Genomic DNA, 25,844 nt, shown 5'->3' with positions numbered 1-25,844 from the left:
AGGCACACCGGCTATGCGGGTGCTCAGCGTTGGGTCAAGCCGCGTCGAATTCCACCGGCAGCGTGGCAGGCCCGCTGATGGCGACCAGCGGCTTCCACGGCGCCGGTCCGGCGCGGCGCAGGTTGCGCATGCGGCGGGCCATCACGGTCAGGGCTTCGGCGATCTCGCGCCGGGCCAGGTTCGCGCCGAGGCAGTAGTGTGCCCCCGCGCCGAATGACTGCATCGGCGGCGCCCCTTCGCGGGTGATGTCGAGCCGATCCGGATCCTGAAAGACCGCAGGGTCCCGGTTCGCGGCGGCCGTGTTGACCCAGACGAACGTCCCTGCCGGGATGACCACACCCTCGTATTCGACGTCGTCGGTCGTCGTCCGCATCACGCCGAAGGTGACGGGGTAGAAGCGCATCAGCTCTTCGACCGCCTTCATCGCCAGTTCCGGATGCTCGGCGAGCAGATCCCATTGCTCCGGATGATCGCAGAGCACATCGATGGCAGCGGCCACTTGGTTGCGGGTGGTGTCCGTGCCCGCCATGAGAATGCCGCCGGCAAGCATGCGCAGTTCGGCCATGCTCAGGTGGTCGCCCTCGTCCTCGGCACGAATCAATCCGGTAATCAGGTCGTCGGTCGGCGAATTGCGCCGTTCGGCCACCATGCCGTCGACGTAGTCGTCGAGTTCACGCCACGCCTTGAGGATTTCGGCCTCGTACTCGGCGGCCCTCCAGGTGAAGGTCTTGAAGAAGTCGTCGGCCCAGGCCGAGAACAGCTGCCAATCCTGTCGCGGAGCGCCGAGCAGCTCGCAGATCACCGGAACCGGATAGGGGCGTGCGATGTCGGCGACGATCTCCGAGCGGCCATGCTCCATCAGCGGGTCGGTCAGCTCGGTGATGATGTCGGTGATCGTCTTGTCCAGCCGCGCGACCGAGCGAGGGGTGAAGGCCTTGGACACCAGTCGGCGCAACCGGGCATGGTCCTCACCGTTGATACACAGAAGGGACGAGCTGACCCGATCCCACAGTTCGCCTGACGTGATGCCCTGCGTCTCGAGGCCCATCCCGGGCGGCGGGGACATCCGAGGATCACGCAGCGCAGTGTGCGCGAGCTCGTATCGCAGAATCTCGGGCCCCTGCGGCCCCATCGCGATCGGCGACTGCTCCCGCGCTCGCTTGAGAGCCTCGTGCGCAGCCTGCGGGCTCGGGGCGTCCTGGTAGGAGACGGTTGGCAGGTCGGCTTCGAAGACTGTCGGGCACTTGACGGTGGCAGCGCTCATGCTGGCCTCCTCGTTTCGGGACGCCTTCATGGTCTGGCCGCACCTCGGGGGCCGATAGCGTAGGCGGATACCTGTTTTTTGGAGGTCTTCGCGTGCGAGTACCTGTAGTCCTTGTGCTGACAATCTTCTGCCTCAGCTGCGGCTTTCCTGCCAGGGCATCCGCGGCACCACCGGTGGCGCCGGTGTCTGACGCCGCGCGGGCGGCCGGGCTGATCGACGTGCGCACCGTAGTGCCCGACGCAATCATCGACCTTCGATACGCGACGCCGAACAATTTCGTCGGCGTCCCGCTTTACCCCGCTGACGCTCGCTGCCTGGTGCACGAGTCGATGGCCCAGGGCCTGGCCGCGGCCGCCGCGGTGTTGCGGCCGAAAGGCGAAGTGCTGCAGTTCTGGGACTGCTATCGGCCACACGACGTGCAGGTGCGAATGTTCGAGGCGGTGCCCGACCCGAACTGGGTGGCCCGCCCGGGGCCGTACTCACGCAGCCACGAGGCGGGACGGTCTGTCGACGTGACCATTGCTGACGCCGCCGGTCCCGTCGACATGGGTACCGACTTCGACGACTTCACCCCGTGCGCTCTCGCCTACGCGACCGACGGTGTCAGCGCGGCCGCCCAGGCCAACCGCGCGCGACTGCGCGATGCGATGGCCGCGGGGGGGTTGACGGTCTACAAGGGCGAGTGGTGGCATTTCGACACCAGCGACGCTTACCAGAAGCGCCCGATTCTCAATGCGCCGGTGAATTAGGTGATTCGATCGTCGCATGCGCAGATCGATCGCGGCCCTGTGCCTCGTCGTCGTGGCGTTGTTGCCGGCGTGCAGCAGTAACAAACCACCCAACTCGCTATTCGATGCCGCCGGCTATCACGTCCGCGGCGACAAGGTCTACTACCTGGTCGCGTTTCCGGGTAAGGCGTTCGAGATCCAGGGCGCTGATCCGCTGTCGTTCAAGGCGTTTGACACCACCTATGCGAAGGACAAGGCCAACGCCTACTTCGACGGCCACCCGATTTCGGGCGCTGACGCATCGAGTTTCGACGTGCTTGACCGCAGCACCTTCGCCAAGGACCGCAGCCACGTCTACCAACTGGACCGGCCGATCAGCGACGATCCCGCGCACTTCGAGCTGCTCGACGGCGGACTGTCGAAAGACAGCACCGCGGTGTACTGGACTGACGGCGGCGTGTTGTCAAACGATCCAATGCATTTCGCGATCGTCTCGAGCAACGATAATTACCTCTTCACGAAGGACAGTCGAACCGTTCACGTCAACGGAAACCCGATCGTCGATGCCGATCCGGCGACATTCCGCGTGTTGGCGGGCGCCTACGCGCAAGACGCGCACCGGGTTTACTACTTCACCGACCCGGTCGTGGGTGCCGATGAGGCGTCCTTTCGTCCGCTCGACGGCCCGTATGCACGCGACGCGAATCGCATCTACTGGATGGGCAAGGTGATCGATGGCGCAGATTCCTCCACCTTCCGCGTGTTGAACGCCGCCTTCGAATGCTCGGCGGACGCCACGCGCGCGTACTACAGGCAGACAGTCATCGCCGGCGCAGACCCGCGGGCTTTTCCGCCAGGGCGTGAGGTGACCAACTGCAGCGATACCACAATCTCGTTTGCGGAATAAGACACGGCGGCCTAACTAGGGGTACGCGTCCACAGGCAGTATCCGCTCAGCTCGACCGAGAAGAGGCGAGGCAACAACTGCAGCGAAAGCTGTTGTCCGGGACTGCCTTCGGACACCTGCGGTGCACTCTTTACTCCGGGGGAAATGACTGTCTGCTGGACTGACCGGCACTGACTGCCAGGCTCCTGCGGCACGGCGGTCCATTGTCCCGATGCGACGTTGGGGTTACGCAGCCCTTCGCCGTGCAGCGTGATCGTCGGCCCGACGCTCAGCCACCGATCGTTCGGCGGTTGAGGTGATGTGAGGGCCCGCCACCGGTTGTCGATACACGCCAGAGGGGTCAATGCGTTCGCCGGCCAGGTCATCACCCCGGACAGGTCGGATGTACACGGCGTATCCGCCTGTGGCACAGGGGGATCCGCGGAAGCGACAGGCAGTGCGCCCACCGCGACCGTCAGCACAAAGATGACGAGCGCCGTCCTTCGCATACTGCTAAACCTTAGTGAGGTCCGTGCGCATCAACATGACGTTGTATTCCGACCACAGCGACAGATTCCAATATAGGTCGGTTCCGGTGCCCATTGTGGACGGAGACCACGGGTGCATCATCGGCGCGTAGATGCCACCGTTCTGCTGGCCCATCACGACTTTGGCCGCCGACCACGTGCCCTCGGGGGTATCCGACGTGCGCATCACAACGCTGTTGTTTTGGTCGGTGTACAGCACAACGTACTTCTTGAGCTGCTTGTTGTACTGCACTGACATCTCGCTGACCGTGTTTCCCGCGTTTGCGACGCCGCAGGCGCCCGCTTCTTGTCCGAAGACCGGAGTCGCCTTGGTCGGGTCGTTCTTGTACCACCCGGCCGGTGTCATGGTCGTGCCTTTGCTGTAGTACTCGTATTTGGTCGGGTCCAAAATTTCTAATTCATGTACGCGTGAGATATAGGCAGCGCCCTGGCGCCCGTTCGGGGTGCCGTATACGTACACGTATCCGTCGCCCGGACGGACAAACGCCGACTGCTGGAAGTTCTGATTTCCGGTCCAGGGCTGGTTGTAGCGGACTGACGACGGTGCGACAGTCCAGTTCTCCCCATTGTCGAACGAATACGCCAGCGCGGAGTAGTTCGTCGACCATTGCCCGGGTGCGCCCCATTGCGACACGGACATGAAGCTCAGGACCTGTGCCGCGCCATACTGTGAGCCCGGTACGGGAATGGAGACACCTGCGGTCGGGATAAGGGTCACCCCGGCGGGCAGGCCCGAGGGGAAGATGCTCTGTCTCGCCGTGGTCGAGTTCGGCCCCAACGGTGCTCCGCCGAACATGTTTCCGTTGAACCATTGGCCGTCGGGAATCGCCATTCCGTCGGCGAGGTTGGGGTCAGAGCTGCGGAAGAGGGTGTTGGGTCGCCAGATGCCCGACATATTGGGCCCGCTAAAGGTATCGCCGACCGCGATGAGGATCTGATGCTCGTTGATCGGGGTGGCCGGGTTGTCGGCAATGCCGTTGTCCCACATGGTCCCGACGTCTGTGCCCCACACCGAGTATCGCTGAGCGGTATTGGGCCAGTCGAGGCCGTCGTATTGGGGATTAGGGCCCAGGCTGTAATAGTTTCCGGTCACCCAGTTGACGAACTGGGTGGATGGGCTTAGCTGTGCGCCGGGAAGCGGGAACCCCGGCGCCACCCTGCCCGGGGTCACTGCGGCAGTTGCCAAAGCGAGGCTGCGCATTTGTGGGGCAGCCGGTAAATCAGCCTCGGCCTCGGTTGGGCCTATTCCTGACAGCAACGTGTCGAATTCTCGGCGGGCGAATGCGAGCAGGCCCCACATGACCGGTGACAGTGCCGGTGCCGTCGGCACCCCACCCGCCGACGGGTTGAACATGCCGTTGATGACGCTTGTCACCAGGTTGGTGATCGCCGTCAGCGGATTCGCGGGGGGTGTGGCGGCGGTCGGCGGCGGTGTGTCGACCAACGAGATCTGGCTGGCCACCATCGGCGACAAGATCTTGGGCGAGGCGGCGGCCAATGTGCGCGCGTCGGCGAATACGGCAACGGGATCCGCCGACTGGAGAGCGGCAGGCGGATCTGCCACCGTTGGGGCTATGCGCGCAGTTGGCGAAATGCCCTGCTGCACATCGTCTTTGGGCGTCGGGTGGTTGTCGTTGGCTGGCTTCGGTTTCGGTTCTGCGGTCTTGGGGGCCGTCGGCGTTGCCGGTGTGGGCGAGGCGGTCGCCGTAGGCGTCGGCGTTGCCTCTGCGGTGTGCGTCGCTTCCGGCGTCCCGGTCGTCCCCATTGTGCCGGTGTTCGTCTGGGCGCTCACCACGACGCCGCCCGTGACCGTGTTCGTCGTCGTGCTCCCCGGTTTGGTTTCTTTGTCCGGGTCCGTGGGGGCCGGCGTGTGCGTCGGGTCCGTCGAGGTCTGCGTGTTGGTGTTCGTCGTGGTGGTTTCGGTCTGCCCACTGGTCGCCTGAGTATCAGGCGACGGTGGGTTCGAGGTGGTGTCGTCGGCCGACGCGACGCCGGTGGCGACTGCCGTTCCGACGCCCATTGCGACTGCTAGCCCCCCGACGCGGCCGATATGTACTGCGGCGCCCATTGTTCTTCCTCCATGAAGCTTCTCCCCCGTCAATTAGCAATTTGGACCCATTAAAACGAATTGGCAGGACGCACACAGCAAAAGGGACAAATGTCCCATGTACAACAGCAGTCGCTGTGGTATTGATCTTGTTGGGCTTTTCGCGAAGTGCCTGCCGGGCGAGCTACGTCTACTAGGTGGACAGGTCGCCCTTTCGCAGCGCTTGCCTGTAGAGGTCGGTCGCTTCGGTGAGGCCCTCGTCGACCCAGGCATCCACCATCCCGACACGGTCGGCGACCAACTGCACCCGGTTGACCCAAATCTGGAAGTCGGCGTCACGGCGCAAGGTGTCGATCTGCCCCTCGCTGCCCTGAATCAAGATGAAGCCGCCCAACTCGATGGTCTGCGGCTTGAGGATGGCTACGTCGAAACGCTCGATCTGCTGAGCCTGCACGAGCCGCTCGAGATAGCCCCGCGTCTCGTTGAGCAGGTCAAGCGCCTGTCGTTCACGTCCCTGTGTGGGCAGGCCCCATGCGACCCAAAACCCGGCTTCGGCCATGGCCTTAGCTTTATCAGACGCCACTGCCGTTGAGAATCGAAATCCCGCGCGGGTCGAAATCGCCCCGACCGACTAACGTCGCGGCTGGCGGACAACCAGTCCATGCAGCGCTGTCCGGGGATGGTTACGGCCAGCACCAGCGGGGTACAGGATCAGATTGGCGGCGGTCATCACGCCGCCAACCCGGTGTCTTAGGAGTTTCTTCATGACCGGTCGCCGAATGACTTCATTCCTAGGTGCTGTTGTGATGACAGCTTGGGCGGCGCTACTCACCGCGTCTGGCCCAGTCGCATCTGCTCAGCCTTGCCCGGACGTGGAGGTTGTCTTCGCGCGGGGTACCGGCGAACCACCTGGAGTGGGCGGGGTCGGACAGGCGTTCGTCGACACGATGCGCTCGCAGATCGGCGCGAGATCGATGGACGTGTATCCCGTGAACTATGCCGCCAGCGGCGATTTTGGCGACCGCATCGGGTTTGCGAGAACCGTCGTCGACGGCATCAGGGACGCCGGCACCCATGTGCAGGCGACGGCGGCGAACTGTCCCAACACCAGGATCATCATTGCGGGATATTCCCAGGGCGCCGTCGTTGCGGGTTATGTGACCGCAGCAGCCATACCGGATGCAGTCCCTGCCGAATTCCGATCGTTCATACCGAATCCGATGCCGCCTGAGGTGGCGAACCACGTCGCTGCGGTCGTTCTGTTCGGCAAGCCATCGGCGCAGTGGCTCAGCGAGGCCGGCGCTCCGCCCGTCGTCATCGGTCCGCTGTATGTGCCCAAGACCCTCGATCTATGCGCCGACGGTGACACGATCTGCAACGGCGCTCCGTTGGGCGGACCCACGGTCGCGCACGCGATGTATCCAATGAATGGCATGGTCAACCAGGGCGCAGCATTCGCGGCCGGCCGGCTCTAACCGATCACGTAGCCTTCTTCGAGCGCCTGCTGGGCCTCCTGTAGGACGACGGACTGCGCCTGCTCGTAGAGGCGCGCTGCGTCCTCGGGGGTGTCGCCGACCGCGGTCAGCCCGACGCGGCCGCACTCGGTGAGGCAGCTGATCATGTGGAACACCACGCCCGTTCGCCGAGCCTGGTCGAAATGCAAACCATGGCGCACGACGACGTCGAACAGCTCCCGCACGGTCAGCGCCTTGAGTCGGTCGTCCTCGAAGTGGTCGGTGGCGACCAGATGCTTTTCGCTGCCGCTGGGTGTCAGGAACACCCCGCGTTCGCCGTCGTAGGTGCCGTCGGTGAGGAACTGGAGGGTCAGGAACGGATGGGTGGTACCGCCCTTGCGGAGGTTCAACTCGATCGCGTACGGCGTCCATGCGCCTGTGTTGTCCTGCACCACAACGAAATCCACCGCAAACCTGCCGAGCGCGCCGAGCTCTGCGAGGCGCCTGCCGATCACCATGGCGGGCTCGGCGATGGCGGCGGCGTAGTCGGGGTTGGCCGGGAAGACGCAACCTAGGTACTTCTGGCCGCTCTTTCCGCCGAGAAGCTGGTCATGGGTGGACAGCAGCTCGACGGTCCCGTCGGGCAGGGCACGCATCTGCACGCTCGGACTTTCCAGTGCTTCGCCGGTGATCCGCTCTTCGACGATGCCGCCGTTTTTCTCGAAGGCGGTCAGATAGGCGTCGACGGAAAGTGTTTCGGCCTCCGGCTGCAAGTTCATGATGCGGTCCGTGATGACGGCGGCCTCGTCTGGCGTGCCGGGGGCGGGCAGGTCGCTCAGGTCGACCATCGCGTTGCCGGCCCCGGAGACACCCTCGTTGAGCTTCACGATCGCTTGGCTCAGCGACGGCCGTCGCGCGCGCATGCTCTGCACACCCGCGACGATGTCGTCGACTGTGCGGAGGTCCTCGGCGCCCACCGGGCATGGCACCCCGAGATCCTCGAACATTCTGCGGCAGCCCGTCTTACTGCCGAGGTCCTCGAGCCGTGGATCTGCGCCGTACATCGGAATCCGCAGGCTCAGCGCGACATCTCGCTCGAGCAGTGTGGTGTTGTAGGGGATCAGGTGGCTGCGGTCAGGGTCGGGGATCAGTGACCTGATTTCCCGCAGAAGTCGCGGCCGCGCAAGCAATTTCGCACTCAGTGGTTGCGTCGACGCGTCGCCGACGGGAACCAACGTGAGCCGGGCGCGGGCGTGACTGGGAATCACGCCGGGCAGCAACCCGAGGTAATACTCGATGATCGATTCGGAGATCGGCTGCGACGTCACATAGATCATCTGCAGCCGAGGCTGGCGCAGCAGAAGCAGCAGAAACAGCGCACGTTCCTCCATCGCCTGCATGACGGTGCCGCTGCCGGGTGTGGTGCGCGCGATGCTGATCGATGGAACCACCACGACCGACTCGCCCTCCAGGTCGCGTCTCATCGACTCCCAAACCGCGGGCATGGTCAGCTGCAATTCATCGAAGTAGCGGTAGCGCTTGTCTTCGTCGAGCTCCGACAGTTTCTGGCTGGGTGACATGGTTTCCCTACTTTTCTTTGAGCGCGCTGATGTTGTGCACGCGCACTTTGCGGCTGAATCCCTTGGGCTGTACGTCCCCGACCATTTCCGACACGCAGATGTCTTCGGTGGCCGCGAGCACGCGGTCGGTCACCAGCACCTGCCAGGGCCCGGCATCCGAACACAGTCGCGCAGCCAGGTTGGTGACGCTGCCAATGGCGGCGTAATCGAATCGCCCCTCGAAGCCGATCCGGCCGAGCGTCGCATGGTTTTGGGCTATACCGATTCCCACGGCGAGCTCATAGCCTCTGCGATGCCAGCCATCGGCGAGATCTCGCACCGCATCCCGGATATCCAGTGCCATCCGTACGGCCCGCTGTGCGGGATCATCGCATTGGACAGGGTCGTTGAAGAACACCATGATTCCGTCGCCGGTGAACCGCTCCAGCGTGCCTTCGTACGCGTGGACGAGGCCGCCGATGGCGTGGTGGTACTCGGCGAGTACGCCCATCACCTCTTCGGGCTCACTGGTCTCCGCGAACGGCGTGAAGTTCCTCAGATCGGTGAAGAGAACGACGATTTCGCGGCGGTGGCTGGCGAGCAGGCTCTCGTCACCGACGACGAGGTCGGCCAGCTGGGGGGACAGGAAACGGCGCAGCCGGCTGGTGCGCTCCAATTCCGACACCTGGTGAGCGACCCGGGTTTCGAGCTCGGCGTTCCATCGAGCCAACTCCTCGGCCTGGCGGCGGATAGTGTCGTGATAACGCTTGATCCGCGTCAGCGACGCCACCCGCGCCAGCAGCTCGCTCTTGTCGAAGGGTTTGGTGACGAAGTCGTCGGCGCCCGCCTCGAGGGCCGCCAGCCGTTGTTCGCTTCCGCTGGCGGTGATCATCACTACCGGAAGGAATTCGGTTGCGGGAATTGACCGTATTCGACGGCACACTTCGTAACCGTCCATCTGCGGCATCAGGATGTCGAGCAGAACGAGGTCGATGTCCTCGGTCTCGAGAAGCTGTAGTGCCTCGGCGCCCGATTGCGCTGTCAGCACCCGGTGTCCGCGCGGAGTGAGGACCGCGTCGAGCAACTTCAGGTTGGTCAGCTGGTCGTCGACAGCCAGTACCGTCGCGGTGAGGTCCATCAGTCCGCCTGTCCGTCGAAAAATGCTTCGATCTGGCCGGGTAGCGCGCGCACGCTGATGGGTTTCTCGATGTAGCCGTCGAAGCCGGCGCGCGATGCCCGCTCCTTGTCCTCGGCCATCGCGAAGGCCGTCACGGCAACGATCGGTATCTCCGGGCCCAGGGTGTCCTGCCGCAGTCTGTGCAGCGTCTCGGTTCCGTCGATGCCGGGCAATTGGAGGTCCATCAGCACCAGATCCGGGGGAGTCTCCTGTGCGGCTCGCAGGCCTTCTTCCCCGGATTGCGCCTCGATGACGTCATAGCCGGCGAAACTCAACACCTCGCGAACCAGCTTGAGGTTCAACGGATTGTCCTCGACCACGAGGATGCGGCGTGTCGTCACAGCGCTCCCGCTCGTTTCAACGCCTCGATCAGCTCGTCGCGGCCAATCGGTTTGCGTAGGTAGGCCTCGGCACCGAGGGCGAGCCCGCGGGCGCGATTGTCGACGTCAGTCGCGATGATCACCGGGATCGTGGCGGTGTGGGGATCGGCTTTGAGGTCGGTCAGCACCTGCCAGCCGTCGCGCTTGGGTAGCCCAACCTCGAGGACGATGGCGGCCGGTCGCTCTTTCTGCGCCACCTCGAGGGCCTCGAGACCGTCTGTGGCCCGCAGCACTCGTGTCGGCGAACCATCGAGGTATGCCGAGTTGAGGTCCAGCGACGCTCGGTCGTCGTCGACGAGAAGGATGACCGGAAGGTGTTGTGGCACACCTTCATCACCCTTCAGCACCCCCGGGATGGAGAACCCGAACGTGCTGCCCTCACCTGCAGTGCTCTGAAGCCACATCCGCCCGCCCCACAACCAGACGAAGCGCCGCGACAACGTGAGGCCAAGGCCGGTGCCCTCTTCTTTCGGCGCGCCGCGGCGGCCCTGTTGGAACGACTCGAAGATTCGTTCTTGGTCTTCGACAGGCACGCCGATACCCGTGTCGGTCACCGTTACCAACAGCTCGGAGCCTTCGCGAGAAGCGCGGACCGACACGGATCCGCCGTCGGGAGTGAACTTGACCGCGTTAGACACCAGGTTGAGCACGACCTGCTTGAACTTGCGCTCGTCGGCGTCGATGGTGTTGATCTCGGCGGCGACGTCGACGGTGACCGTGATCGAGTGCGCAGTAGCGCGTTCCCGAAGCATCGCAACGCAATAGTCGATAGCGCTGGTGACACTGAACGTGCTTGGCTCGAGGATCATTTGGCCCGCCTCGACCTTGGAGAGGTCGAGGATCTCATTCAGCAGCTCCAGCAGGTGCTTGCCGGAGTTCCAGATGTCGCGCAGGTATTCGTCCTGCCGCTCGTTGAGCTCGCCGAACATTCGGTCAAGCAACACTTCTGAGAAACCGATGACCGCGTTGAGCGGGGTGCGCAGCTCGTGGGACATGCTGGCCAGGAACTCGGATTTGTGGTGGCTGGCGACCTCGAGTTCTCTTGTCTTGGTCTGCAGCTCACCAAACAGGCGCGCGTTGACGATGGCAAGTGCGGACTGGCCTGCGAAGGTTTCGAGCAGCTGCACATGAGGCCCGAACGAGCCGGTGTCGCGGCGCCGGATCACCAGCACACCCAGGATCCGGTCGCCTCGCAAAATGGGAACGGCGAGCACGGACCGCCAGCCGTCGCGGAGCAAGGCGGCCAGGTGGGGGTCGAGCTCCGCAGCGGCGAGGTCGGGCACTTCGACCGTCCGGTGGGCTGTCGCGGCCCTGCCCACCAGCGTGGTCTTACGGTCAATTGTGATGGCGCGCAGTTCTTTTAGCAGTTCCTGGCTGCTGCCGTACGCGGCACGAACGTGGAACGAGTCGGTCGACTCGTCGTACTCCATGATGGATCCGCCGTCGGTGCGGGTGAGCTGCACGGCGTTGCTGACGATCTGGTCCAGCACTTCGTCGAGATCGAGGGTGGAGCCGACGGCGTCTCCGACTTCCCGCAGCACCTCCAGCTGTGCGACTTGTCGGTCCAATGCGCGGCGCAACGCGTCCTGTCGCATCACGATCGCACCCTGGACGGCGAACTCCTCAAGGAGTTCGCATTCGCGCTTGTTAAACGGCGCGACGTTGGTGCGCCACATGGACAGCACACCGACGACCTCGTTCTGCAGCATCATCGGCGTGGACAACAGCGTGCGAAAGCCAGCAAGGCTTTGCAGATCGCTGCGCCCGTACTCCGCATCGTTGAGCGCATCGGCGATCTGGATGGTCCGCATTTCCTGGGCCGCGCGACCGACGGTGGACGACCGGTTGCGAGCGAGCGGCTGGTCGAGTACCTGCCTGCGAAACTCTTCGGAGATCTTGCCGGAGTCGCGGGAAAGCAGAAATGTGTCGCCCTCGGGGATGTACAACGTCGCAGCCTGCGCACGGCACAGGCGAGTGGCGTGCTCGAGGATCGTGTCGAGGATGTCATCTGGGTCGGCGCCTGCCCGGCCGAGGGCGGCGAGAATCTCGCGGCTCGCGGCTGCTTGCTCGCGGGCGTCGCGCAACTGCCGGTTCAGCTCGCTCGAGGCTCGTGATACGCGCGTCGTGCGTTCGCTTCGTTCCGCCACTCGACCCTCCCCGGACTCGTCTAAGTCTGCGGTTTCCACAGCGAGTCGACAGCGAATTGGCCGTGACAGATTCGTCAATTTCCTCACACGCATGTGATATGCGGCCGGTGTCCGGCGGCGGTTGCGCTGAGCGCAACGACGGCGAAAGGCTGCCGACGAGCCACTACCCAGCCAATGTGCGCGACCTGGAGTTCAACCTCTTCGAGGTCCTGGACCTCGAGAAAGTGCTCGCTACAGGCGAATTCGGCGAACTCGATGGCACCACCGTTCGGGACATGCAACTGATCGAGGCGGCGATCTCACTGGGCGCCCGCGAACACAACATATTGACCGCGGCGCTGAGAGCCGGATCATTGAGCACCGACAACTCGGCTGGCCGATGTGAACCGATTCGGAAGTTAGTGGCCGAAATGCTCGATGAGTAGCACCTGCAGCTCGCCCACCACGCCACCGAGGATGCCCCCGACCACAACCATCAGGGGTTCGTCGTCCTTGAAGACGGGCCGCAGAATCGACTCATATTGTTCGTTGGTGAGCTGATTCATCTTCTCGACAATGGTGTTCTCGAGGTCGATCGCGCTGGTGGCATAGTCCTGGGCTTCGAGCAGCGTCGAAGGGAAACGTTCGAGAACAAGCTGCACCACTCGGTCTTTGAGTGCGCGATAGCGTTTCGTGCCCACCGCAAGAGCAACGATGGGGCCTGCGATTCCCGTCTGCGAGTCGATGGCTGCTTCGACTTCCTTGGCGGCCAGCGCGAAAAGCTTGTCCGAGCCGGGGCCCTTGATGATGCCGTCGAACAGGATCTCGGGAGCGAAAAGGTCATCGGCGAGGATCTTGGCGTAGTCGCGGGTGATCTTGTCGCGTTGGGCGTGAAGCAGGCCCTGGAAAGGAATGAAGCCCAAGAACTTCTTCGGCTGCACCGGCCGGAACAACATGTTGAGCGCGATGTAGTCGCTCAAGAAGCCGACGGCAAAGCCGAACGCAGGCATGATCCATGGGTTCTTGAACAATGCCCATGCGACCATCTGCACGAGGCCGATCACGAGGCCGAAGTAGATTCCGCTGCGCCGCACAAATGCCATCGCGTCGTCGCTCAGGCCGCGCATCAGCTTGATCAGCTTGTCCTTGTTGCGCACCAACGTGGTGACGGAGAGGAACTGGAGATCGACGTAGCGACCCAGGTCCGCCTTCATCTCGTTGAGCATGTTCTCGGTGACCCGGGGTGCTTGGGCTTGGATCCGCTCTTGGACCGCCTTGCGCGCGGCGTCGGGCAGCGAGTCCCACAGTCCTGGCCGGATTTCTTCGGCGAGATCACGGGATATCTCGTCGACGGCCTGCACCAGCGGGGCGCGCAGCGCCTCAACGGCTTCCGCCGCATCGATGCGTTCCAGCAACTCCTCGGGTTTAAGCAGGTTCGCGGTCAGCAACTCGATCGTTTTCGAACCGACCTTGCCCGCCCGCCTTGGCACGATGCCCTGCCAGCCGATCGGGCCGATGCCCTTGAACTCGAGCGGCCGGTAAATCATCTCCAGCGCAACGATTTTGGTGCTCCAGCCGACGAATGCGGCGACGAACGGCATGGACAAATAGATCAGCCAATTGGCGCCGAAGTCGTGTTTGATTTCCTGCCAGGTCTGAAGCGCGACCACAACGTTGGTCACGGGTCCCCTTGTTGCATCGTTGCCGCCCACAGCGCCTGCCCGAGCCCTGACAGCGTCAGCGTGAGCTTGTCGACTTTCGCCGCCAGTGGGCCGCGCGACGCGGTCTTGATGGCTGCCAGCACCGTCGCCTCCGCCATCAGAACCTCGTAATCGTCCTTCAGGTCGGGGTCCTCGGGGCCGACCTCAACGAGGCCGAGAGACAGCAGATGGCTGACGTAGGACGGGACCATTTCCGGCAAGGCGACGTTGGCGGTGCGCCCGATCAGCGACGCATTCTCCAGTACGGCCCGACCCTGTACCCGGCGTCGCGTCCAGTCATGGACGCTCACGAGCGGCGACGACGAGCCGTCGGAAAGTGCGCTGATGATCCGCGCCTCGTCCGCAACGAGTTGGTCGAGGATGTGATGAAACAGCTCCATCTGACTGCTGCTGGTGCTGTTGTCCAGAGCCCGCTCGAGCAACTCGCGCATCTTCGAGCCCAGCGCGTCGGTGTCCGCCGGCTCGGGGGTGCCTGGACGTGCTGGCGCATCGGGCTCCTCCGGCTTCTCGCCGAGCAGTCCGACCAGCTGCTCCTGAGTTCGGATCGACGTGCGAAGCCAGAACTTTGCCACGCCCGACGCCATTCCGACGAGCCCAAACGGGTCTTGGGAGTTCCCCACGCGAAAACCGTAGCGGCTCGGGCCTACGCCCATCAGCGAGACGTCATTAACTCACGCCTTCGCCTGCGCTGGGGGGCAGCGACTGGACGACGACTGAGAAGACAGACACGTCGTCCACGTCGAGCGCCGCAATGTCCAGCGGCGCAGAGAAGAGCGCGGAAAAGGGCGCAAGCACCGCGCGGCACGCACACGCCAAGTAGCGCCCTCTGGTGAGGGGTTGGCCTCCTCCATCAAATGCGATGGGGGAGGCCTCCTTTCGTCGCGTTCAGCGTCTCCAGTGAGCCCGACTTCGTCGGTGCCCGATATACGTAGTGTCACGCTTTCGTCAATAAGCCGAATTCGGGCGGTGGCCGCGAATAACCTGGAAATATGTCGGAGGGGCGGCCGACGGGGGCAGCAGTCCGCGGGTTGGCGGGCTGCTGTGTGATGGCCGGGGCGCTCGCGGCGGCGTTGATGTTCCCGTTCGTCGGCGGCATTGGGTTGATGTCGAATCGCGCGGCTGATGTCGTAGCCAACGGCTCCTCGCAACTCATCGCGGGTGACGTCCCACAGGTGTCGACGATGGTCGACGCCGACGGCAATCCCATCGCTTGGCTGTACACGCAGCGCCGTTTCGAAGTGCCAACCGATCAGATCGCCAACACGATGAAGCTGGCGATCGTCTCGATCGAGGACAAGCGGTTCGCTGAACACAACGGCGTCGACTGGCCCGGCACACTGACCGGCTTGTCCGGCTACCTCGCCGGCAACGCCGACACGCGCGGCGGTTCGACAATCGAGCAGCAGTACGTCAAGAACTACCAGCTGCTGGTGACGGCTCAGACCGACGCCCAACGGCGCGCCGCTGTCGCGTTGACACCGGCACGAAAGCTGCGCGAGATCCGGATGTCGTTGGCGCTGGACAAGTCACTCAGCAAGGCCGAGATTCTGACCCGGTACCTGAACCTGGTGTATTTCGGCAATGGGGCGTTCGGCATTCAGGACGCCGCGCAAACCTACTTCGGTATCAACGCCTCCGAGCTGAACTGGCAGCAGGCCGCGCTGCTGGCGGGACTGGTGCAGTCGACCAGTCTGCACGACCCCTATACCAACCCCGCCAGTGCGCTCAGTCGGCGAAACATCGTGTTGGACACCATGATCGAGAATCTTCCGCAGCACGCCGACGAGCTGCGGTCGGCCAAGGCCCAACCGCTGGGCGTGCTGCCCGAGCCGAACGGACTGCCGAATGGCTGCATCACCGCCGGTGATCGGGGCTTCTTTTGCGACTATGTGCTGAATTACCTCGCGCGGGCCGGGATCAGCACGGACCAAGTGGCTCGCGGCGGCTATCTGATTCGCACCTCGCTTGACCCGAAGGTGCAGGGTTCGGTCAAGTCGGCGATCGACAAGTTGGCCAGCCCGACCCTCGACAGCGTCGCAAGTGTGATGAATGTGATCAAGCCTGGCAAGGACGCCCATCGACTGATCGCGATGGCAAGCAACCGGGCATACGGACTCAACGACGATGCCCACCAGACCATGCAGCCGCTGCCGTTCTCGCTCGTCGGCGATGGCGCCGGTTCGATCTTCAAAATCTTCACCACCGCGGCCGCGCTCGACATGGGCATGGGGATCGACGCTCAATTGGATGTGCCGGGCTCGTTCCAAGCCAAAGGGCTCGGCAGCAGCGATACTCCCGGCTGCCCGAAGGAGACATGGTGTGTCAGGAATGCAGGGAACTACCGGGGCCCTCTGAACGTCACTGACGCGCTCGCTGTCTCGCCAAACACCGCATTCGCCAAGTTGATTCAACAGGTTGGCGTACCCCGCGCAGTTGACATGGCGGTGCGCCTCGGGATGCGGTCCTACGCGCTGCCGGGAACGGCGCGAGACTATGACCCGGAGAGTAATGAAAGCCTGGCCGACTTCATCAAGAGACAGAACATCGGCTCGTTCACGCTGGGGCCGTTCGAGCTCAATGCGCTCGAGCTGTCGAATGTGGCGGCAACACTCGCATCAGGCGGAGTGTGGTGTCCGCCGAATCCGGTGGACAAGATATTCGACCGCCACGGAAATGAGGTGTCGGTTGCGAGTCAGCCCTGCGAACAGGCGGTGCCGGAGGGGCTGGCCAATACGTTGGCGAACGCGCTGAGCAAGGACGCTGTGAGCCCCGGCACCGCATCCGGCGCCGCGGCATCGGTGGGATGGGACTTGCCGATGTCAGGCAAGACCGGCACCACCGAATCGCATCGCTCCGCAGGTTTCGTGGGATTCACCAATCACTATGCGGCCGCGAACTACATCTTCGACGACTCCAGCAATCCGTCTGGGATCTGTTCGTTCCCGCTGCGTAAATGCGGCAGCGGCAACCTGTTTGGCGGTAGCGAACCCGCCCGCACGTGGTTCGAGGCGATGAAGCCGATTGCCACCGATTTCGGCGATGTGCACCTGCCGCCAACTGATCTGCGCTACGTCGACGGCACGTCGGGTAGTCAGGTGCCGAACGTGTCCGGTATGAAACTGGACGCGGCGCGAGAGCGGTTGAAGAACGCCGGATTTCAGGTCGCCGACCAGCCGACACCCGTGAACAGCTTCTCGAGCTACGGTGCCGTGGTCGGAACCACCCCGAGCGGTAAAACGATTCCCGGGTCGATCGTCACGATCAACATCAGCGACGGAATTCCGCCCGCTCCACCGCCGCCCACGCCGCCACCGCCCGGCGAGCCGCCGCCACCCGTCGTTCCGCCGGACGGCATGACGGTCGTTGAGATTCCGGGGTTGCCACCAATTTTCGTGCCTCTGGTCGGGCCGCCGCCCGGCGAACCCCCTCCAGCGTTCGCGCCACCGCCACCGCCGCCACCGGCGTTCGGGCCACCGCCCCCGCCGCCATTGGCACCACCACCGCCGATCGAACCGCCGCCGCCACCACCGTGACGGTACGTGCCGACTACGGCGAGGTGATCGCTTCAAGGGCGAAGGTTTTGGACCCGGCGGCTTTCGTTATGGGCTCATCTGAGCGGGTATTGCAACGCCATGGCACAGGAGAACAACCCGCGAGCGACCCCGAAGGACGCCACCAAGGCGACGGAAGAACAGCGTGAGCTCCAGAACGAGCTCGATCATCAACACGACGATCCAGACGCCCCGGGGCGGCACCAGTCGCGAAATCAGGTTGCTGACGAAACCTAGTTGCGATTGTCAGCCCGCTAGTAGGACTGACCGTCGGCGTATCGTTGTCGCCGGTAGTGGCGTCCGTTGCCACGATTCCGGCTCTTGTACGTCGGCAGCTGCGAGTCACAGTTCGGACAGATCAGCCGCAAGTTTTCCCGTCGATTGTTGGTCGGGTCCCCGTCCACGTGGTCTAACACGAATGCGAGCGGCAAGCCAAACCACTCGCCGGTTCCGCCACATATCGCGCAACGGCCGGACTGGGCGGCGACGAGATACTCCCTGATGTAGTGACCTTGGTGGCTGTCGATTCGCGCCTCGCCGGATTCGAGCCAACGCTCCGTACTCGACTTGCGCCGAAAGGACGCCTGACATGCGTTGCCGCAGTAGATCTTTTGGCTGCGCTTCGAGAGTGGCGAACCGCAACCGCGACACTGTCTCATGCGAACGAAACTACGAACGGCTACCGACAAACAGCAGTTTGCCGAGTGGAGCCCCCTGTCAGGATTGAACTGACGACCTACGCTTTACAAGAGCGTTGCTCTACCACTGAGCTAAGGAGGCCTGCGGGCTCCGAGTTTATCGGGTCGCCGGTTCGGGAAGTCCGCTGCCCGTGAGTGTCAAAGACGACCTGCTCGATGACTTCCCGCGGATCTACCCGGGCCTGACGCGGCCGGAGGTCGAGCAGCTGCTGACGCTCCTCGACAAAAGTGCCAGCACCGAGGGCCGCCTGGGCCTCAGCATCGCCACCGCGCTGAAGCCGTTGGTGCCCGACGTCGCAGCCCGGATCGAGTCATACAAGCAATCCGGCGATGTCGATGAGTACGTCCGCATCCTGCGCGGCTCGGTCGTCCTACTGCTTCAGCAGTGGCAGGACGGCGTGCACCCTCCGGCTCCGGAGAACATCTCAAAGAGCATCGAGGCCGTCGAAGCGGAGGGCTGAGGTCACTCCTCGGCTTCGATGATCCGCTGCGACGGCACCGTCCGCGACGACGGCCGGCTTCTCGGCCTGCGACCGGGGAACGGGATGCGGTCGGCGATGTTGCTCAATGGATTCACCACCTGGCTCAGCGTGATCACGGCCTCCCGCAGCGCTTCGATCGTCGGCTCCAACGCCTCGAGGCCGGGCGTCAGCCGGTTGAGGGTGTCCGCCACCATCGCGAGCTGCTCGAGCGGACCATTCTTTGCCGTGAGTGTGTCGATCACCCCACCTTCAGCGAGAAGCCGATCGGCCACGCCGTCTTCTGCGAGCACCCGGTCGATCAGACCGTCCTCGGCGAGCAACTGATCGACCAGTCCGCCCGGTTCGATCGCGCGCATCAGGCCGCTGTTCTCCTGGGTGGCCCGGTCCAGCACACCTCCCGGCGCGGTCAGCCGGTCCACCAGGCCGCCGGGCTGAAGCAGGCGATCCACCGGACCGTCCGGCGCGAGTGCGCGCCCGAGCGGTTGATCGGCATCCATCAGTCTGGCCAGCCGATTGGCACGCTCGACGGCGTCGTCGATGCCCAAGATGTGAGCCACCGATCCCGACCCTGATTGGGCCTGTCCCAACGCGCCCTTGGCGATGTCGAGGCCCGTCTCCGCGACCGCGATACCAACGCGTACCGGCGCGGTGGCGAGGTCCGTCAGCGCTTTGCCGAGGTTCATGGGCCTCAGTCTATGGGTGTAGGGTCGGCGCGCCTGGGGCTTCCGCGTCGTGCCTGGAAACAAACTCACAGGAATCTAACAGGCTTCATGCAGCATGATTCCAAGTGAAGTCGTGGACATTAGCGGAATGGCGATGGCTGCATTACCTGACAACACTCCAGAGGCGCGGATTCTCGTCGTTGACGACGAGACGAATATCGTCGAGCTCCTCTCGGTGAGCCTGAAGTTCCAGGGCTTCGAGGTTCATACCGCGTCCAATGGGCCCGCGGCGCTGGACAAAGCCCGCGAAGTACGTCCCGATGCGGTCATCCTCGACGTGATGATGCCTGGCATGGACGGCTTCGGCCTGCTGCGCAGGCTGCGGGCCGACGGCATCGACTCCCCGGCACTGTTCCTCACCGCCCGCGACTCCCTCCAAGACAAGATCGCGGGCCTCACCCTCGGTGGCGACGATTACGTCACCAAGCCGTTCTCCCTGGAAGAGGTGGTCGCGCGGCTGCGGGTGATCCTGCGGCGGTCCGGCCGCGGCGTCGAGGAGCCCCGCAACGCCCGGCTGACCTTCGCCGACATCGAGCTCGACGAGGACACCCACGAGGTCTGGAAGGCCGGCGAGCCCGTTTCCCTGTCGCCGACGGAGTTCACGCTGCTTCGCTACTTCATCATCAACGCGGGCACCGTGCTGTCGAAGCCCAAGATCCTCGACCACGTCTGGCGCTATGACTTCGGGGGCGACGTCAACGTCGTCGAGTCCTATGTGTCTTACCTGCGGCGCAAGATCGACACCGGCGAGAAGCGTCTGCTGCACACGTTGCGGGGCGTCGGGTACGTCCTGCGTGAGCCGCGATGAGTCGCTGGCGCAGTGATGAGCCGTTAGGCGAAGAGCCTTCGGCCAAGAGCCGACGACGCAGCTAATTTCTTCGCGACAATAGGGGTGTGGCCGTACTGCGCGGGCGAGGCATACCCCTAAGAGTGGGGCTGGTCGCCGCCACCCTCGTGCTGGTGGCGGGCGGCCTGCTGGCATCCGGGATCGCGGTCACCACGATCCTGCGTCACGACCTGACCAATCGCGTCGACGAGACGCTGCTCGACGCCTCCCGCAGCTGGGCGCAGGCCCCGCGCCGGATGCCGACCCCGCCGATCGAAGGCCCCAACCCGGCCCGGCCGCCGTCCGACTTCTACGTGCGCGGCATCGATCCCGACGGCCGCATCTGGATGGCGGTCAACGACCGCGCTGCCGAGCCCGCGCTGCCCGCCGACAACGACGTGGGACCGGTGCCGGTGACTGTCGGCTCGATCGACCACTCGACCGTGCAGTGGCGGGCGATGAGCGTGCGCGGGTTGCGCGGTGAGTTGACGACGGTCGCGATCGATCTGTCCGATGTGCAGACGACGGTGCGCGCGCTGATCTACGCGCAACTCGGCATCGGCGGCGCTGTGCTGCTGGTGCTCGGCGTCGTCGGGTATTGGGTGGTGCATCGCAGCCTGCGGCCACTGGTCGAAGTGGAGCGCACCGCGGCGGCCATCGCGTCCGGACAGCTCGATCGTCGTGTGCCAGAACGTGATCCGCGCACCGAAGTCGGGCGGCTGTCGGCGGCGCTGAACGGAATGCTTGCGCAGATCCAGCGTGCGGTGGCGTCGTCGGAGTCGTCGGCCGACGCGGCCCGCACCTCCGAGGACAGGATGCGCCGGTTCATCACCGACGCCAGTCACGAGCTGCGCACCCCGCTGACCACGATCCGCGGTTTCGCCGAGTTGTATCGGCAGGGCGCCGCCAACGACGTGGAGATGTTGATGAGCCGAATCGAGAGCGAATCCCGTCGGATGGGTCTGCTCGTCGAGGATCTGCTGCTGTTGGCCCGGCTCGACCAGCAGCGCCCGCTGGATCGGCGCCGCGTCGACCTGCTGGCCATCGCGAGCGATGCCGTGCACGACGCGCAGTCGATCGCGCCGCCCGGACGCAAAATCACGATGGAAGTGTTCGACGGGCCCGGCATACCAGAGGTCCTCGGCGACGAGGCTCGGCTGCGTCAGGTGCTTGGCAACCTGGTGGCCAACGCGCTGCAGCACACCCCCGACACCGCCGGCATCACGGTGCGGGTCGGCACCAACGATGACAACGCGGTGCTCGAGGTGTGCGATGAGGGCCCCGGCATGAGCAAGGACGACGCGCACCGGGTGTTCGAGCGGTTCTACCGCGCCGACTCATCACGCGCCCGCGCCAGCGGCGGCACTGGGCTGGGCCTGTCGATCGTCGACTCGCTGGTACACGCGCACGGCGGTTCGGTCAGCGTTGTCACCGCGCCCGGCGAGGGTTGTCGTTTCAAGGTCAACCTGCCGCGGATCGCCGATATGCCGGCACACGTGAGTTGAGCGCGAATTCGCTTGCCCCTGAGGTTGTTTCGATTTGTCGGTGAGAGTCATGCAGGTCGTGATCACCCACACCTGGTGATCAAACCGTCCGCGGGCCCGCCGTCCCGTACCCACCCGTAGGCAAGGTCGACCTACCCCCCCGAGGAAGACAACTCTGTTTCCGACAGGGATGTCGCGGCGGGTGGAGAAATTTCTATGGTTCTTGGACGTCGGAACATTCCGACTACGCAGTGGCAGCGAACTGCCACCCAAACAAATGAGGAAAGAAACATGATGAAACAACAGAGCAAGCGCGCGGCGATGAGCCGTGTCGCAGGCGCCAGCCTGGTGATCGGTGGTGCGGCGTTGACCGCCGTACTGCTTTCCAGCGGGCCGGCAACGATCGCCGCCGAGGGCGGTAACACCATCGGTAACACGTCCGGCAACACGTACCTCGAGAACTCGATCGGCAATACCGTTGGTCAGAGCTTCGGGGACAACGTCAACACCGTCGCGTTCCCCGGGGTGAATGTCACTGGTGGCAACACCGTGGGCAACACCATCGGCAACACCGTTGCAGGCAACTCGATCGGCAACACGGTTGGTCAGACGTTTGGTGACAATGTCAACACGGTCGCCGGAGGCCCCGGTGGCGTGAACATCACTGGTGGCAACACCGTGGGTAACACAGTCGGCAACACCGTTGCAGGCAACTCCATCGGCAACACCACCGGTCAGACCACCGGCAGCAACGTCAACACCTTGCTGTTCCCCTGACACGGAGTGTTCTAGGCCCAAAGGATCCAGAGAAATGGCTACAGGGCTTGGCTGGGCCGCCGACGGGGAGTCGGCGGCCCAGTGCCGTGTTGGGTGTCGCAGTTTGACAACAATCCTGTTGCGCGGGTTGCGGTTTCGCGTCGATCACCCACACCGGTGACCGAACCCGCCAACTCATCCATACCTAACAAGAGCTGCAGCGCGCTTCCGCGGTTGATCGCCGAAGCGCGCTGCAGCTCTTTTCGTTTGCACGGGTTCCGGCGGCTCGCTATGGGAGCGTGGTCGGCTCGCTGATCAGCGCTCTCCCGCCCGCCCTTCCCTGCGGGCAAGGTCGACCTTCCCCCCGATGAGGAAACTCTGGTTCTGCCGGGGATGTTCTAGCACACAGCGAAATTCCTACGCTTCTCGAAACGGAATTCACATTCGCGGCAACGCAATACCAACGCCTTGCCCTCAACGACATTAGGAGCAGTACGTCATGACAACACAGAGAACGCGCACAGCGTCCGGTCGAGCCGTCGGCGTCGGCCTGGCGACGGGCGCTCTGGCTCTCGGCGTCGCGGCGCTCGCCGGGTCATCGGCCCAGCACGTCACCGACAACGCGCAACTGGGAGATTCGGTTTGGACCAACACACAAGGTGTCAGCACCGTCGGCACCGTTGGCATCCCCTCTTTCGACATCCATCCGGGCGACACCGACGGCAATACCGTCGTCGAGTCCCCCGGCCCCCCCATTGCCATCACCGATGACCCCGGTAACACCATCGTCTGGTTCCCGGGTGGCGCCATCGTCACCGGCAGCACCTTCGTTTTCTGACGGACAAGGAAGCAGAAAATGATGGCTAAGGGATTTGCGAAGTTGGTTGTCGAGGGTGCTGTCGGCGCCTTGCTTGCGCTGATTGTGCTCATTGCCGTGGTGTCCAACTTGCCGGCTGGTTCGTCGTTGAAACAGTCGTTGTCGCCGGTGTTGACGCCGATTGCGATGGCTACCGGGTTGGAGCAGTACTGGTCGATGTATGCGCCGAATCCGCCTCAGCGGCTGGAGGAGCTCGAGGTCCATGTGACCATGGCCGACGGCGCTGATCGGGTGTGGAAGTTGCCGCTGGACAGCGATCCTATTGTGGGAGTGGCAGTTTCACATCGGTGGCGCAAGCTGCGGGAGACGCTGTATAGCGATGCGCGTAGCCGTCCGGCGTTGGCTCACTGGGTGGTGGATCAGGTGACCGGACCCTCCGAGCGCGCTGTAAGGGTGCAGATCATTGTCCGCACAGAAAGATTGTTAGCGCCTGGGCAAAGCGGCCACGGAAAGACCGGGGTAGAGACCCTCTACAAGGAAGATTTGGGACAGCGATGAACGAACACAACGTAGGAATGCGCCGGCTACCGGCGATTGGTAAGAGCTGGCAGGCGTTTTGGTTTGGGCCTCAACCGATGTACACGCTGGGGTTGGTGCGGATGGCCTTTGGCGCGCTGGCGGTGTTGTGGACATTGTGGCTCTTCCCGTTGTTGGACGAGATGTTCGGCACCAATGGGGTTGCGCCGCAACGGCCGTCGATTCCGTATACCTGGGGTGTCTTTGACGTCTGGTCGAGCAACCCGGCGGTGCTGATCGGCTGGATGTTGTTGTTGGCGGCCTCGATTGCGTTGATGGTGGGCTGGCATAGCCGGTTTGCCGCGATCTTGGTTTTCATCCTGATTCTGTCGTTTCAGCGGCGTGATCCCTGGTTCTTCAATGCCGGTGATGCGGTAGTGCGCATCGAGGCGCTGTTCATCGCACTGGCGCCGAGCGGGGCGGCGTTGTCGTTGGATCAGCGTCGTCGCACCGGGTCGTTCTGGTCGGCGCAGACCTTGCCCAACTGGCCGATTCGGCTGATCCAGGTGCAGATGTCGATCATCTATGTGGTGTGCGTGCAAACCAAACTGTCCGGGCAGACATGGCTCGACGGCACCGCGGTGTCATATGCGCTGCGGCTCAAGGACATGCAGCGCATGCCGGTTCCGGACTGGATCAGCACCAGCCCGTCGCTGATGAACGCGGCGACCTGGGGCACCTTGGTGATCGAATTCGCGCTGGGCGTGCTGGTGTGGAACAAGCGCTTCCGGCCGTGGGTGCTGGGCGGCGGGGTGCTGTTGCATATGGGTATCGACCTCAACATCGAGATCGGCATCTTCAGCTACGCGATGATGGTGCTGTATGTGGCCTGGATCGCCCCCGACACCGCTCGGCGACTGCCGGACACGATCAAGCACGCGATCACCCAGTTGCGGGCACGGCTAGGCCGCGACCCTCAACCCGACCTTGCACCGCCGCCACCCACAGCGGCGACCCAACCCGACCAACTCATCCACAACTAACAGGAACTGCAGATGTCTTCCTACCTCGAAATCTCGAAACCATCAGGACGAGAGTTGATCGCGCTGGCCGGCCAGCGAGTGAGCCTCGGCAAGCTCCCAACCAGTCAGATATCGCTGAATCAGGACCCAACTGTCTCCCGTGTCCACGCCCTCTTGGAAAACTTCGGGTTGGCTTGGTCGATCAGGGATCTGGGTAGTCGAAATGGCACGTATGTAAACGGAGAAAAGATCACTGCAGAGCGGATCCTGCGTTCTGGCGACGAATTGCGCCTCGGCAATTCACGGCTGATCTTCTGGCAGGCAACGCAAGCTGACAAGGTGCCGGCCGACGATATTACGAAATCCGACGAATGCACGCGGCTTCGGCCACGTTTGACCCCACGCGAACACGATGTCCTCGTTTCGTTGTGTCGGCCGTTGGTCTCCGACGACCCGTTCGCTCAACCCGCTTCGATCCAACAGATGGCTCGCGAGTTGTTCGTTACGGAGGCGGCCATCAAACAACATCTGCAAAACCTGTATGAAAAGTTCGGCGTCCCCAACGGGGTTGGGCGGCGGATCGCACTGGCCAATGATGTTGTCCGACGCGGCGCTGTTTCTCGCACGATGCTGGTCTGCCCTCAGACGCAAGCGGATGTGCCCGCTCAGGTGAGGTGAGCCAGCGCCTCTTTGATCTTCGCCTGCGCCTCGTCGAGTGATTCCGGCGACGGGTTGTGATCGACGTTGGCGAACCCGAAGTCGCTCAGGTTGCGGGCCGGAAACACGTGCACGTGTAGGTGCGGCACCTCGAGCCCGGCGATGATGAGACCGGCACGCTCGACGTCGAATGCCATGCAGACCGCCTTACCGATCAGCTGCGAGACCGCCATGACGCGGTTGAACTCCGGGGCGTCGACGTCCTGCCACTGGTCGATCTCGGCGCGCGGCACCACTAGCGTGTGGCCCTGCGTCATCGGCGCGATCGTCAGGAAGGCGACCACATCGTCGTCCTCGTAGACGAACCGGCCCGGTATGTCCCCGTTGATGATCTTGGTGAAAACGGTCGCCATGGGCCCCAGC

25 protein-coding genes, 1 tRNA gene and 1 pseudogene are annotated in these 25,844 nt (G+C 63.8%); 13 read left to right on the top strand and 14 right to left on the bottom strand.

Going from position 1 to position 25,844, the window contains the following annotated elements; translation table 11 throughout:
• Window positions 1-34: 34 nt before the first annotated feature.
• Window positions 35-1,264, bottom strand: coding sequence for a cytochrome P450 (locus MYCSM_RS27565; RefSeq protein WP_015309465.1), 1,230 nt, complete (start codon window positions 1,262-1,264; stop codon window positions 35-37).
• A 113-nt stretch (window positions 1,265-1,377) separates the two neighbouring features.
• Here MYCSM_RS27565 and MYCSM_RS27560 point away from each other — a divergent pair, with 113 nt between their 5' ends.
• The gene (locus MYCSM_RS27560; RefSeq protein ID WP_442928547.1) at window positions 1,378-2,013 is read left to right on the top strand and encodes a M15 family metallopeptidase; all 636 of its coding nucleotides are present in this window, start codon (window positions 1,378-1,380) and stop codon (window positions 2,011-2,013) included.
• A 16-nt stretch (window positions 2,014-2,029) separates the two neighbouring features.
• The gene (locus MYCSM_RS27555) at window positions 2,030-2,899 is read left to right on the top strand and encodes a DKNYY domain-containing protein (RefSeq protein WP_015309463.1); all 870 of its coding nucleotides are present in this window, start codon (window positions 2,030-2,032) and stop codon (window positions 2,897-2,899) included.
• 11 nt (window positions 2,900-2,910) lie between these two features.
• Here MYCSM_RS27555 and MYCSM_RS36295 read toward each other — a convergent pair whose 3' ends face one another.
• The 3 genes from MYCSM_RS36295 to MYCSM_RS27545 form a co-directional block, all read right to left on the bottom strand.
• Window positions 2,911-3,387, bottom strand: a complete 477-nt coding sequence (locus MYCSM_RS36295) for a hypothetical protein (RefSeq protein WP_015309462.1) — start codon at window positions 3,385-3,387, stop codon at window positions 2,911-2,913.
• Window positions 3,388-3,391: 4 nt separating this feature from the next.
• The gene (locus MYCSM_RS27550; RefSeq protein WP_232425679.1) at window positions 3,392-5,446 is read right to left on the bottom strand and encodes a DUF4185 domain-containing protein; all 2,055 of its coding nucleotides are present in this window, start codon (window positions 5,444-5,446) and stop codon (window positions 3,392-3,394) included.
• 220 nt (window positions 5,447-5,666) lie between these two features.
• Window positions 5,667-6,032 carry a hypothetical protein gene (locus MYCSM_RS27545; RefSeq protein WP_015309460.1) on the bottom strand — a complete coding sequence of 122 codons (366 nt, stop codon included), beginning with the start codon at window positions 6,030-6,032 and terminating at the stop codon, window positions 5,667-5,669.
• 205 nt (window positions 6,033-6,237) lie between these two features.
• Between MYCSM_RS27545 and MYCSM_RS27540 the strand changes: the two genes are divergently transcribed.
• Complete coding sequence (locus MYCSM_RS27540; protein ID WP_015309459.1) at window positions 6,238-6,948, top strand: cutinase family protein; 711 nt, start codon at window positions 6,238-6,240, stop codon at window positions 6,946-6,948.
• Here MYCSM_RS27540 and MYCSM_RS27535 read toward each other — a convergent pair.
• The 4 genes from MYCSM_RS27535 to MYCSM_RS27520 are packed head-to-tail and all read right to left on the bottom strand — an operon-like array spanning window position 6,945 to window position 12,190.
• The gene (locus MYCSM_RS27535) at window positions 6,945-8,507 is read right to left on the bottom strand and encodes a peptide ligase PGM1-related protein (protein WP_015309458.1); all 1,563 of its coding nucleotides are present in this window, start codon (window positions 8,505-8,507) and stop codon (window positions 6,945-6,947) included. The two genes, MYCSM_RS27540 and MYCSM_RS27535, sit on opposite strands and share 4 nt — an antisense overlap.
• 7 nt (window positions 8,508-8,514) lie before the next feature.
• The gene (locus MYCSM_RS27530) at window positions 8,515-9,624 is read right to left on the bottom strand and encodes an adenylate/guanylate cyclase domain-containing protein (protein WP_015309457.1); all 1,110 of its coding nucleotides are present in this window, start codon (window positions 9,622-9,624) and stop codon (window positions 8,515-8,517) included.
• Complete coding sequence (locus MYCSM_RS27525; protein WP_015309456.1) at window positions 9,624-10,004, bottom strand: response regulator; 381 nt, start codon at window positions 10,002-10,004, stop codon at window positions 9,624-9,626. The genes MYCSM_RS27530 and MYCSM_RS27525 overlap by 1 nt, the downstream gene beginning before the upstream one ends.
• Entirely contained in the window at window positions 10,001-12,190 is a 2,190-nt protein-coding gene (locus tag MYCSM_RS27520) for a hybrid sensor histidine kinase/response regulator (protein WP_015309455.1), read from the bottom strand. Before MYCSM_RS27520 ends, MYCSM_RS27525 begins: the two co-directional genes overlap by 4 nt.
• 98 nt (window positions 12,191-12,288) lie before the next feature.
• Here MYCSM_RS27520 and MYCSM_RS39165 point away from each other — a divergent pair.
• A pseudogene (locus tag MYCSM_RS39165) lies at window positions 12,289-12,486 on the top strand (acyl-CoA dehydrogenase N-terminal domain-containing protein); the annotation flags it as partial.
• 102 nt (window positions 12,487-12,588) lie between these two features.
• Here MYCSM_RS39165 and MYCSM_RS27510 read toward each other — a convergent pair.
• Both MYCSM_RS27510 and MYCSM_RS27505 read right to left on the bottom strand, forming a co-directional pair.
• A complete protein-coding gene (locus MYCSM_RS27510) occupies window positions 12,589-13,851 on the bottom strand; it encodes a hypothetical protein (RefSeq protein WP_015309454.1) in 1,263 nt (420 codons plus the stop codon).
• Complete coding sequence (locus MYCSM_RS27505) at window positions 13,848-14,510, bottom strand: Abi-alpha family protein (protein ID WP_232425676.1); 663 nt, start codon at window positions 14,508-14,510, stop codon at window positions 13,848-13,850. The genes MYCSM_RS27510 and MYCSM_RS27505 overlap by 4 nt, the downstream gene beginning before the upstream one ends.
• Before the next feature lie 369 nt (window positions 14,511-14,879).
• On the opposite strand from MYCSM_RS27505, the gene ponA2 reads away from it, so the two are divergent.
• Window positions 14,880-17,423 (top strand): transglycosylase/D,D-transpeptidase PonA2, encoded by a 2,544-nt coding sequence (gene ponA2 / locus MYCSM_RS27500; protein ID WP_015309452.1) that lies wholly within the window; start codon window positions 14,880-14,882, stop codon window positions 17,421-17,423.
• Window positions 17,424-17,695: 272 nt separating this feature from the next.
• Here the strand turns inward: ponA2 and MYCSM_RS27495 are convergent, their stop codons facing one another.
• Window positions 17,696-18,100: an HNH endonuclease gene (locus MYCSM_RS27495; protein WP_015309450.1), complete on the bottom strand. Its 405-nt coding sequence runs from the start codon at window positions 18,098-18,100 to the stop codon at window positions 17,696-17,698.
• Window positions 18,101-18,146: 46 nt separating this feature from the next.
• A tRNA-Thr gene (locus MYCSM_RS27490) sits at window positions 18,147-18,221 on the bottom strand.
• Between the two features lie 49 nt (window positions 18,222-18,270).
• Between MYCSM_RS27490 and MYCSM_RS27485 the strand changes: the two genes are divergently transcribed.
• Window positions 18,271-18,600, top strand: coding sequence for a hypothetical protein (locus MYCSM_RS27485; RefSeq protein ID WP_015309449.1), 330 nt, complete (start codon window positions 18,271-18,273; stop codon window positions 18,598-18,600).
• Window positions 18,601-18,602: 2 nt separating this feature from the next.
• Here MYCSM_RS27485 and MYCSM_RS27480 read toward each other — a convergent pair whose 3' ends face one another.
• On the bottom strand, window positions 18,603-19,304 hold the full coding sequence (locus MYCSM_RS27480; protein WP_015309448.1) for a hypothetical protein: 702 nt from the start codon (window positions 19,302-19,304) through the stop codon (window positions 18,603-18,605).
• A gap of 127 nt (window positions 19,305-19,431) precedes the next feature.
• Here MYCSM_RS27480 and MYCSM_RS27475 point away from each other — a divergent pair, with 127 nt between their 5' ends.
• The 7 genes from MYCSM_RS27475 (at window position 19,432) to MYCSM_RS27445 (ending at window position 25,442) form a co-directional block, all read left to right on the top strand.
• Window positions 19,432-20,151 (top strand): response regulator transcription factor, encoded by a 720-nt coding sequence (locus MYCSM_RS27475; RefSeq protein ID WP_015309447.1) that lies wholly within the window; start codon window positions 19,432-19,434, stop codon window positions 20,149-20,151.
• A gap of 86 nt (window positions 20,152-20,237) precedes the next feature.
• Window positions 20,238-21,674 (top strand): sensor histidine kinase, encoded by a 1,437-nt coding sequence (locus MYCSM_RS27470; RefSeq protein WP_085976583.1) that lies wholly within the window; start codon window positions 20,238-20,240, stop codon window positions 21,672-21,674.
• Between the two features lie 270 nt (window positions 21,675-21,944).
• Window positions 21,945-22,430, top strand: coding sequence for a hypothetical protein (locus tag MYCSM_RS27465; RefSeq protein WP_041312765.1), 486 nt, complete (start codon window positions 21,945-21,947; stop codon window positions 22,428-22,430).
• A gap of 478 nt (window positions 22,431-22,908) precedes the next feature.
• Complete coding sequence (locus MYCSM_RS27460) at window positions 22,909-23,247, top strand: hypothetical protein (protein ID WP_015309444.1); 339 nt, start codon at window positions 22,909-22,911, stop codon at window positions 23,245-23,247.
• A 21-nt stretch (window positions 23,248-23,268) separates the two neighbouring features.
• Window positions 23,269-23,784 carry a hypothetical protein gene (locus MYCSM_RS27455; RefSeq protein WP_157681408.1) on the top strand — a complete coding sequence of 172 codons (516 nt, stop codon included), beginning with the start codon at window positions 23,269-23,271 and terminating at the stop codon, window positions 23,782-23,784.
• On the top strand, window positions 23,781-24,785 hold the full coding sequence (locus tag MYCSM_RS27450; RefSeq protein ID WP_015309442.1) for an HTTM domain-containing protein: 1,005 nt from the start codon (window positions 23,781-23,783) through the stop codon (window positions 24,783-24,785). The genes MYCSM_RS27455 and MYCSM_RS27450 overlap by 4 nt, the downstream gene beginning before the upstream one ends.
• A 12-nt stretch (window positions 24,786-24,797) precedes the next feature.
• A complete protein-coding gene (locus MYCSM_RS27445; RefSeq protein ID WP_015309441.1) occupies window positions 24,798-25,442 on the top strand; it encodes an FHA domain-containing protein in 645 nt (214 codons plus the stop codon).
• Here MYCSM_RS27445 and MYCSM_RS27440 read toward each other — a convergent pair.
• Window positions 25,430-25,834 (bottom strand): HIT family protein, encoded by a 405-nt coding sequence (locus tag MYCSM_RS27440; protein ID WP_041312763.1) that lies wholly within the window; start codon window positions 25,832-25,834, stop codon window positions 25,430-25,432. The genes MYCSM_RS27445 and MYCSM_RS27440 overlap by 13 nt on opposite strands.
• Window positions 25,835-25,844: the final 10 nt, after the last annotated feature.

It is taken from the genome of Mycobacterium sp. JS623 (assembly GCF_000328565.1).
Lineage (GTDB): Bacteria > Actinomycetota > Actinomycetes > Mycobacteriales > Mycobacteriaceae > Mycobacterium.
The sequence above is the reverse complement of the archived record's forward strand: the minus strand, read 5'-3'. Positions and strand labels throughout refer to the sequence as shown.